The organism is Pseudomonas sp. AIG (assembly GCF_977020205.1).
This window is the reverse complement of sequence record NZ_CDROCK010000134.1, coordinates 1-686: the sequence shown is the minus strand read 5'-3', so window position 1 is coordinate 686 and position 686 is coordinate 1. Positions and strand designations below refer to the sequence as shown.

The 686-nt window shown below is 59.9% G+C and carries 1 protein-coding gene and 1 pseudogene; both read left to right on the top strand.

The features are described 5' to 3' along the window. Positions 1 to 161: pseudogene (locus ACWR1S_RS30860) on the top strand (baseplate J/gp47 family protein); the annotation flags it as partial. Beyond that, positions 158 to 682, top strand: a complete 525-nt coding sequence (locus tag ACWR1S_RS30855) for a phage tail protein (RefSeq protein WP_150708049.1) — start codon at positions 158 to 160, stop codon at positions 680 to 682. The pseudogene ACWR1S_RS30860 and the gene ACWR1S_RS30855, both read left to right, overlap by 4 nt. Positions 683 to 686: the final 4 nt, after the last annotated feature.

Here is a 686-nt window from a genome sequence, read left to right as displayed (position 1 = left end):
CGCTGACTTATCCCCAGTCGCGTTTCAGCTTCAGTCGCCTCGCGGAAGAACTGCACCAGCAGTTTGCCGATATCGCCTCATTGCGGTTTACCCCCGGCGTCGACATCACCAGCGGGTTGGACATTCCGCGCCTGACTTCGCTGAAGGTGAACCTGCAATGAACAAACTGAAACTGCCTTTCTGGCTGGGCGGTACCGAGCTTTCAAAACTGGTCGCGGCTGCACAGGCGTGGTGGGAAACCGTCACCGGGTGGCTGCGCTGGCCCTACTCGCAGATCGATCCCGACACCTGCCACATGAGCATCCTTGAGCTGTGGGCCTGGCAGCGGGACGTGACGCGCTTCAAGGGCGAACCCGAGACCCTGTTTCGACTGCGTGTGAAGTACGCGTTTATCAACTCAGTCGACGCCGGCAGCACTGCCGGTTTGAAACGCATTTTCGAGCGACTGGGCGTGGGTTACGTCGAGATCGAGGAACGCCAGCCCGACCGCGATTGGGACGTGGTGCTGCTGAAGTTCAGCAACGCTCAGTTGTCGCTCAATCCCGAACTTCTGCGCGTGCTGATCCAGCAGTACGGCCGAACGTGCCGGCGCTACGACTTCGTCACCATCACTCCCGTAGGGCTGCAAATTGCCCTGATCGACTTCAACGACGACCAGCAAACGCTGGTTGCCAGCCTGTAGGAGC

Excerpts from the sequence above, each read along its gene's own strand:
- ACWR1S_RS30855 (WP_150708049.1), top strand. The coding sequence starts at position 158 with ATGAACAAACTGAAACTGCCTTTCTGGCTGGGCGGTACCGAGCTTTCA.